Annotated in this window: 6 protein-coding genes and 1 pseudogene; 4 read left to right on the top strand and 3 right to left on the bottom strand. The window is 51.5% G+C overall.

Features of this window, described 5'->3' with window-relative positions; all coding sequences use genetic code 11:
• From E0L21_RS25070 to E0L21_RS24195, 3 genes and pseudogenes are all read right to left on the bottom strand, one after another.
• A complete protein-coding gene (locus E0L21_RS25070; protein ID WP_165501952.1) occupies positions 1–186 on the bottom strand; it encodes a hypothetical protein in 186 nt (61 codons plus the stop codon).
• A gap of 708 nt (positions 187–894) precedes the next feature.
• Complete coding sequence (locus tag E0L21_RS24200) at positions 895–1,410, bottom strand: hypothetical protein (protein ID WP_131413771.1); 516 nt, start codon at positions 1,408–1,410, stop codon at positions 895–897.
• A 66-nt stretch (positions 1,411–1,476) separates the two neighbouring features.
• Positions 1,477–2,942 (bottom strand): annotated as a pseudogene (locus E0L21_RS24195) (efflux transporter outer membrane subunit).
• Positions 2,943–3,031: 89 nt separating this feature from the next.
• Between E0L21_RS24195 and E0L21_RS24190 the strand changes: the two are divergent.
• From E0L21_RS24190 to alaE, 4 genes are all read left to right on the top strand, one after another.
• Positions 3,032–3,646 carry a TetR/AcrR family transcriptional regulator gene (locus tag E0L21_RS24190; RefSeq protein ID WP_131413770.1) on the top strand — a complete coding sequence of 205 codons (615 nt, stop codon included), beginning with the start codon at positions 3,032–3,034 and terminating at the stop codon, positions 3,644–3,646.
• 75 nt (positions 3,647–3,721) lie between these two features.
• Positions 3,722–4,831, top strand: a complete 1,110-nt coding sequence (locus tag E0L21_RS24185) for an efflux RND transporter periplasmic adaptor subunit (protein ID WP_131413769.1) — start codon at positions 3,722–3,724, stop codon at positions 4,829–4,831.
• Positions 4,828–7,893 carry an efflux RND transporter permease subunit gene (locus tag E0L21_RS24180; protein ID WP_131413768.1) on the top strand — a complete coding sequence of 1,022 codons (3,066 nt, stop codon included), beginning with the start codon at positions 4,828–4,830 and terminating at the stop codon, positions 7,891–7,893. The genes E0L21_RS24185 and E0L21_RS24180 overlap by 4 nt, the downstream gene beginning before the upstream one ends.
• A 218-nt stretch (positions 7,894–8,111) precedes the next feature.
• Positions 8,112–8,573, top strand: coding sequence for an L-alanine exporter AlaE (gene alaE, locus E0L21_RS24175; protein WP_131413767.1), 462 nt, complete (start codon positions 8,112–8,114; stop codon positions 8,571–8,573).
• Positions 8,574–9,179: the final 606 nt, after the last annotated feature.

The following is a 9,179-nucleotide window of genomic DNA, read 5'->3' as shown; positions in this document are numbered from 1 at the left end:
TTATTCAAGCCTGGAACAACGTGAATTGTAATTCTGAAGAATCATTTTGCTGATTGTGTTTTCGTGATCACTCTCTGGCAGCACCACATTTATTGATGCTGCCAATAGCTTTTCATTGCCAACATTCAGGGTGGCATTTGGCTGAATATCCTTTGCTGCCATCACGCTGGCGCTTGACCAGTTCATCTTCCTTTCTCGTATTTCCTGATTCATGTCATATAAGCGCTTGTCACAATATTCCTTATCACATGCGAACCCTCGTCCCAAGGCGCTTCTTTTTGTTACATCGTATATATCTCTTCATTTTTCTGTGTTCTCATATTTTAATGATTTGGGTTTCAATGATGCCTGTAAAGGAGAACGTATCCTGTACCATCATGGTATTCATGAACAAGAGCGACCATAAATTTCCCTGCAGCAATACTCACATTTCCCATACAAAAAAAGAGGGGAGATAAGTCTCCCCTAAATTCAGTGGCTTATTGATATTATTATAGTTATTTTGTTTTGCACCAGCATGAAAATCATTTATATTCTGATGGTTAAATTTATTTATTTTTGCGCCGGCAGTTTATATGTTTTATGAAACACCTGATAAATGATTGCTGAGACTCAGAACCGATTTTAAGCTCCTGGCTAATTAGTGACGAATTCGATAACGGGTGTTTATCAGTAGGACACATTTTCTCATCACGCATGAACTGAATAAGAGGTTAACTAATTCTCTGTAAAACAGCATTGGTAAATGCCATTTTAAAACCCTGGTTGCATGACGCAAATATCATATTTTAAATGCGACTCAATATTTTTATTTATCCCTGTGTCTCTTGAAAAACCATTTTTGTTTTCATAGCACTAACCCCAATGTATTCTGACCTGGAACAAATAGTTATTTCATTCTGGATCCTGCGGTGCCGCGGAGCGAGAAGATGCCCGAATATTTACCTCTAACGAATGAATGGGTTGCATTGATATCAACAGAACCCGAAGAACGAAAAAGAAGTCATCAACCTCTTCATCTGTTAACCGCAAATATGGCGAAAGGTTTTTCAGTGTAATATGTCTGTGGATAGAGTTTGTTTTTTTACATTTTTTAGATGTGATTGTTTCACTTTTAGCGAATGACTGGGTGTTTAAACATAGAACTAATTGAGTTTGTCGGTACTCAAGTTTTTCATAGATATTCCCTGTGCGGACCGTGTCCCTGGTTATAAGAATAATATCAGCTTCATTGACTACGTCCTGCCCGTTATCCTGAATCCAACATGGAAACTTCCTTGCCAGTCTGTTTGCGTGTTCAGAATCCTCGGCTGAAAGGAAAACGTGAGCGTAAGAATCAAGGCGGAATAATTCAGTCAAAAAGATTTCAGTCAGATCATTTATTCCGAGGATACCAATCCGCGTCATCATTTCACCTTTTGCGTTACGTTATTTGAATAAATAACCGTCTTGGTTTAAAGACGTTAGCGAGACCGTTTATCTTGGTTTATTTGTTATTTCGCCAGGTAATGACGATTGCCAGCCACCGCCCAGCGCCCTGAATGCCGCCACTGCTGCACGGGCCGATTCTGTCTGCGCCTGCGCTCTGGCATCGGAAGCCTGGAGAAGCGTTTCATCGTTGTGCAGTACGTCAATCAGGCTGGCTGTTCCTTGCTGAAAAGCGATAAAAGAAGACTGTCGGGCGCTGGACAGGGCGGTTTCACCGCGGGTCAGTGTGGCTGCTTGTGTCTGGCGATTGACCAGTGCCGAGAAGGCATTCTCAACATCTTCGGTTGCGCGTAACACTGACAGACGATAAGCGGCAAGCGCTTCTGCTTCCTGGCCTTTAGCCTGCTCTATCTGGGCGTTAATACGACCAAAGTCAAAAAGCCGCCAGCGTAATCCCAGCACACCCGACGACTGGCTGGCACCGGCAGTGAAAAGATTATCGCCTGACACTGCCGTTGCGCTGCCAAGCAGTGCGTTAAGGGAAAACTTTGGATAATACTCGCTGACAGCCACACCGATACGGGCGCTTGATGCGGCCAGATGACGCTCGGCGACAATAATATCGGGTCTGCGGCGAAGCAGATCTGCAGGCGTACCCATTGCGGTGATTTCGGGTGTCTGCGGAATAGCACCCGGCAAAGAGAGCTGAGCCCTGTGGCTCCCGGGCGGGGTACCGAGCATAACGTCCAGCGCATTCATGGCGGCATCAAGCCCGTTGTACAGAACTGGTACTGTTGCCTGCACCTGTGCCAGAGCGCCTTCAGCCTGACGGACCTGATATTCCGGAGCCAGCCCTTTGCTATGTAACAGCTGAATTTTTCCAGAAGTTGCTGCTCTGTGATGACCTGTTTATTCGCAATATCCAGACGGGCCTGTAATCCGCGCAGGGTAATATAGATATCTGCAGTCTGGGCCGCGACAGCAAGACGTGTCGCCGCGACACCGGCCTCAGAAGCCTGATAATCGGCCTGGGCCGCCTGACGGCCTCGTCTCAGGCCACCGAACAGGTCTATCTCCCAGCCTGCATTGAGATCGGTTTCATAGGAATTGCCGTAGCGATTATAATCCGGCGTTGAACTGACCACCTGACCCAATGGTGTTTCAACCGACTGATAAGCGCGCGCAGCTTGCCCACTGACACTTCCGGAAGGTAGCAGTGCCGCTGTTGCGGCTCCCAGTCCGGCCCGGGCCTGGGCCATTCTGGCGGAAGCCTGTGCAAGGTCGAGATTTTGCGCAAGTGCATCTGAAATGAGCCTGCTCAACAGAGGGTCTCTGAAACCCTCCCACCAGACAGATAAACTGGCAGGTAGGGGAGTACTGCGTTGCTGTAAGGCCGGTTGAGCCTGATAACGTTCCGCAAGTGGAGCCGCAGGGCGATGGTAGTCTGGCCCAACGGTACAGCCTGCCAGAGTGCAGGCACCTACAATTAGTGCAAGTGTATTTAGGGAAAACATGAAGAACCCTTGAGTCGAATTTGAGTTGTGACTACATTACCAAATGGTCACTCGTTGTCAATCAGGCTTCATTGAGCTAAGATGGAAAAATGACTAAACAAATGAATGAAACCCCCTCCAGGGGACCTTCCGACCATAATGTCCGCGATCAGGTCGTTGACGCAGCCACTGAGCATTTCGGTCACTTTGGCTACGAAAAAACAACTGTCTCCGACCTCGCCAAAGCAATTGGTTTTTCAAAGGCTTATATCTATAAGTTTTTCGATTCCAAACAGGCGATCGGAGAAGTGATCTGCGCTAACCGGCTGGCGATCATAAGGGACATTGTCAACGCAGCGATTGTGGATGCGCCAACAGCCGCAGAGAAAATAAGGCGGTTATTCAGGGCGTTATCAGAATCCGGATGCGATTTATTTTTTCATGACCGTAAGTTGCACGACATCGCGGCCGTTGCTGTGCGTGACAAATGGCCCTCAGCACAAGCTCATGAGCAGCAGCTGCGGCAGCTCATTGAGCAGATCATTGTTGAAGGGCGCCAGGCTGGTGAGTTCGAAAGAAAAACGCCACTGGACGAAGCAGCGGATGCGATTTTTATGGTCATGCGTCCCTATATCAGCCCGGTTCAGCTGCAATATAATCTGGAAACCGCCCAGGCAGCGGCGGTGTTGCTGCCATCACTGATCCTGAGAAGTTTGTCACCCTGATATTGTGACTATTGACAAAATTAGTCACAAGTATAAATATGGGGTCCTGTCCTGTTTAATTAATTAAGGGAACCCATGCTCGGGCTTAAACCTGTCACCTTTGCTGTCTGCCTGTTGCCGTTTGCCCTTGTGGCCTGCGGTGATGCTTCCGATAACAGCGATCCACGCAGTCTGCCGCCTCTGGTCAGGTCTGCCGCAGCGATCAATGCAACCGACATTTCCCGCGCTTTTACGGGGGTGGTTGTTGCACGAATTCAGAGCGACCTTGGTTTCAGGGTTCAAGGCAAAATCCTGGAACGTCTTGTTGATACCGGTCAGGCCGTGAAACGTGGTCAGCCGTTAATGCGGCTGGACCCGGTTGATCTGAGCCTGCAGGCTCAGGCTCAGCAGCAGACTGTCGCCGCAGCAAAAGCGCGTGCCCGACAGACAGCGGATGACGAATCGCGTTATCGCGGTCTGGTCACTACCGGAGCCGTATCGGCATCCGCTTACGATCAGATTAAGGCTGCCGCAGATACGGCCAGGGCTGACCTCAGTGCCGCCCAGGCGCAGGCGAATGTGGCGCAAAACGCCATGAGCTACGCGGTCCTGGTGGCCGATGCCGACGGGGTGGTGATGGATACGCTGGCCGAACCAGGCCAGGTGGTCAGTGCCGGACAGCCGGTTATCCGGCTTGCGAGGGCTGGACAACGCGAAGCGGTCGTCCAGTTACCTGAGACGCTGCGCCCGGTTGTTGGAAGCGCGGCACAGGCCTCACTGTACGGCAGCGATACACAATCTGTTTCCGCGACACTGCGGTTACTCTCTGATGCAGCCGACCCACTAACGCGCACGTTTGAGGCAAGGTACGTGCTCGACGGTCCATTATCTGGTGCCCCCCTTGGATCCACTGTCACCATCCATATTGCGCAGAGCAGAGCATCGCAGCCGTTGCTGCAGGTGCCTTTAGCAGCCGTGTTTGACGCGGGTAAAGGGCCGGGGGTCTGGCGCATTTCAGGCAATCCCGCCAGAGTGACATGGCGGCCCGTGCAGGTCGTCAGCCTCGGGGATGATGCGGCAAGCGTGACCGGCAGCCTTAAGCCTGGCGAACAGGTCGTGGCGCTGGGGGCTCATCTGCTCCATGACGGTGAGACTGTCCGGCTGGCGAAGCAGAGCGATGTCAGTGTCGCCGGGAGTCGTCCATGAGTCGCGGGCGTTTCAATCTTTCCGCGCTCGCGGTGCGCGAGCGTTCCATCACACTGTTTCTCATTCTGCTGATTACGGTTGCCGGTATTCTCTCGTTCCTTGGACTGGGGCGCGCAGAAGACCCGCCTTTTACGGTCAAGCAGATGACCATCATTTCTGCCTGGCCCGGCGCGACGGCTCAGGAAATGCAGGATCAGGTGGCCGAACCGCTGGAGAAGCGTCTCCAGGAGCTCAAGTGGTATGACCGTACCGAGACCTACACGCGTCCCGGTCTGGCTTTTACCATGCTCTCATTGCTGGACAGTACTCCCCCCTCAGAGGTCCAGGAAGAATTCTATCAGGCGCGCAAAAAACTCAGCGATGAGGCTAAAAACCTGCCGGCAGGCGTTATCGGCCCGATGGTCAACGATGAATACTCAGACGTCACCTTTGCCCTCTTTGCACTGAAAGCAAAAGGAGAGCCACAGCGGCTACTGGTGCGCGATGCCGAGTCATTACGCCAGCGCTTATTACATGTTCCCGGGGTGAAAAAGGTCAATATTATCGGTGAGCAGGCCGAGCGGATATTTGTCTCATTTTCCCATGACCGTCTGGCAACCCTGGGGGTCTCTGCTCAGGATATCTTTGCTGCCCTGAACAACCAGAACATGCTGACACCTGCCGGCTCGATAGACACACACGGGCCACAGGTTTTTATCCGTCTGGATGGAGCTTTTGACAAACTGGAAAAAATTCGTGAAACGCCGGTTGTGGCGCAGGGAAGGACGCTGAAGCTTTCTGATGTGGCGACGGTCGAGCGCGGCTACGAAGATCCGGCGACCTTTATGGTGCGTAACCAGGGCGAACCTGCACTTCTGCTGGGTATCGTGATGCGTGAGGGCTGGAACGGTCTGGAGTTGGGTAAAGCGCTGGATAAGGAAGCCGCCAGCATCAATGCGGACATGCCTCTCGGCATGACTTTTGCGAAAGTCACCGATCAGTCCGTTAACATCAGCTCCGCCGTAGACGAGTTCATGATCAAGTTTTTTGTGGCGCTGCTGGTGGTGATGGTGGTCTGCTTTCTCAGCATGGGCTGGCGCGTCGGTGTCGTGGTTGCCGCTGCGGTTCCTTTAACATTGGCGGCTGTTTTTGTGGTGATGGAAGCCACGGGCAAGAATTTTGACCGAATAACCCTGGGATCGCTCATCCTGGCGCTGGGGCTACTGGTGGATGATGCCATTATTGCCATCGAAATGATGGTGGTGAAAATGGAGGAGGGATACGACCGGATCAAAGCCTCGGCCTATGCCTGGAGCCACACCGCTGCGCCAATGCTGGCTGGTACGCTGGTCACGGCCGTCGGCTTTATGCCCAACGGCTTTGCGCAATCCACGGCGGGTGAATATACCAGCAACATGTTCTGGATTGTGGGAATTGCCTTAATCGCCTCTTGGGTGGTGGCGGTGGTGTTTACGCCGTATCTCGGGGTGAAAATGCTGCCGGACATCAAAACGGTTGAAGGGGGGCATGATGCTATCTACAACACCCGCCGCTACAACCGTTTTCGTCAGTTGCTGACGCGGGTAATCGCGCGAAAATGGCTGGTCGCAGGTTCTGTCATCGCGGTATTCACCGTTGCCATTCTCGGTATGGCGCTGGTGAAAAAACAGTTTTTCCCGACGTCTGATCGGCCTGAGGTTCTCGTAGAAGTGCAGATGCCGTATGGCACTTCCATTGAACAAACCAGCGCCGCCGTGACAAAAATTGAGGTCTGGCTGAAGCGCCAGAAAGAAGCAAAAATCGTGACGGCTTATATCGGGCAAGGGTCACCCCGCTTTTATCTCGCCATGGCGCCGGAACTGCCCGATCCCTCTTTTGCGAAAATTGTTATCCTGACGGACAGCCAGGAAGCCCGTGAGGCGCTCAAGTTCCGTCTTCGCCAGGCTGCGGCTGATGGACTGGCTCCTGAGGCGCGGGTTCGCGTGACCCAACTGGTGTTTGGCCCCTATTCACCCTATCCGGTTGCCTTCCGTGTGACAGGGCCGGATCCCGCCGTATTGCGCGACATTGCGGATAAGGTGAAAACGCTGATGCAGGCCAGCCCGTTAATGAGAACGGTCAACACGGACTGGGGCTCACGGGTGCCGACACTGCATTTCACCCTGAATCAGGATCGCCTGCAGGCGGTAGGGCTGACATCAAACGCCGTTGCACAGCAGCTTCAGTTCCTGCTTTCGGGCATCCCGATCACCGCTGTGCGAGAAGATATTCGTTCGGTGCAGGTTATGGGGCGTGCTGCCGGGGATATCAGGCTTGATCCTGCGAAAATAGCGGGTTTCACCCTGGTCGGCTCCGCAGGGCAGCGTATTCCGCTATCGCAGGTTGGCGAGGTCGAAGTGCGCATGGAAGACCCGGTCCTGCGACGTCGTGACCGTACGCCAACCATTACCGTGCGGGGTGATATCGCTGAATCCCAGCAGCCGCCGGATGTCTCCACTGCGATTATGAAGCAGCTGCAGCCCATCATCACAACGCTTCCTGATGGATACCGGATTGAACAGGCTGGCTCGATTGAGGAGTCAGGGAAAGCCACCAAAGCGATGGCCCCCTTATTCCCAATCATGGTAGCCATGACACTGCTGATCATTATCCTTCAGGTGCGTTCGATGGCGGCGATGGTGATGGTGTTTATGACTGCACCTCTGGGGCTGGTAGGCGTGGTGCCAACCTTGCTGCTCTTCAACCAGCCCTTTGGCATCAATGCGCTGGTTGGTTTGATTGCTTTGTCTGGGATTTTGATGCGTAACACGCTGATTCTTATAGGGCAGATTCATCATAATGAGCAGGAAGGGCTTGAACCATTCCATGCGGTCATTGAGGCAACGGTACAGCGAGCAAGGCCAGTACTGCTCACGGCAATGGCGGCCATACTCGCATTTATCCCGTTAACACATTCGGTGTTCTGGGGAACCCTTGCCTATACCCTGATAGGTGGGACACTGGGTGGGACCATCATTACGCTGGTATTCCTGCCTGCCATGTATGCCATCTGGTTCCGGATAAAGAGCCCGGCTTCAACCTAATATTTTTGGCGTAGTGTGGTGCATTACGGCGATGACGTTCAGGAATCCGCGGTTGCAAAGCGATAAGAAATTCGCAAACGCAGTTCGCTGCCCGTGATTTACCGCTTTCTGAGCAATAGCGGCCTGAGCGGCTCACTCCGCCCTTTGTACTACTATTACGAGTCATCTGTTTTTGATGAATGCGCGTTTTAACACCACACCACGACAGGAAATAAAATTTGCCTCAGCGCCCGGAGCAGACAAAACGTCGAACTGCATTTTTGGCAGACACCACCGCGTTAATCGTTTTTTTCACCATCACAGGCATCATTAATGAACGCATTCTCGCGGGCATGTCGTGGGAACAAGTGTTTCATGCCAGGCTTCTCGGGGCAGCGCTGATGGTTCCGGTGGCAAGGCCATACGGCATATGGCGGGATTGGTTAATGAAGCGTGCCGGTACAAGTCGGCTTTCAAAATTGCTATGGGACAGCGTTGCACTTGTAAGTTTTCAAGTGCCTATCTATGCAGTGATCATTGCGGTGAGTGGGGCCTCGGGAAGCGGGCTGATAAAAGGGACTTTAGGTGCAGCGTTGATGATGCTCTTTCTGGGGCGCCCTTATGGTGCCTTTCTTAATGCGGTGCGTAAGCTGTTTGGCTTACCACCAGGTGGCGACAAACCGATGTCATTGAACAGCTGAATTTTCTCCTGTGCCCGAGGCTAACTTTTCCCCGGCATGTTAAGCCATCGGGAGCCAATCACAATCTGACGATGATGAATTAGCAGGGTTGCCTGGGGGAAAGTGAAACTCATTGAGCACCGCTTGAGCAAATCATCGTTGTTGGTGGCAAACCTGTTAAGGTGAGGCTTTTCTTTCAATAGGGGGGAACAGGGGATCTTATTTATTTGTGGTCAATGCTCAATTTCATAAGATCCTGTTTAGAATAATGTAACGATACATAATATATTTCGAGTTTAATCCCTGGTATTTTCTCACGGCAGTTAATCATTTTATTCTGTCATGGCTGATTAGCCGTTTTAGAATACGCTCACCATGCTCATGTGTTTAATCTTTACCTTTGAAATTATTAAATCATCGCTCATGAAGTGTTAGTGAATTTTCCACTTTTCGGTTTATGTATAACGAAAGGTCATGAGAAATAGTTTCAAATAGCGATGTGAACTGTTGGATTATTGTTAATCCTGCTCAGTTTATGTTTCTCCAATCGGTTAGGTTACTCTAAATAATGAATATGGAATATATCCGGCGCTAAACCTAAATTTAGATAGGATTTGTCTATTTGCG

The organism is Kosakonia quasisacchari (assembly GCF_004331415.1).
Classification (GTDB): Bacteria; Pseudomonadota; Gammaproteobacteria; order Enterobacterales; family Enterobacteriaceae; genus Kosakonia; species Kosakonia quasisacchari.
The sequence above is the reverse complement of the archived record's forward strand: the minus strand, read 5'-3'. Positions and strand labels throughout refer to the sequence as shown.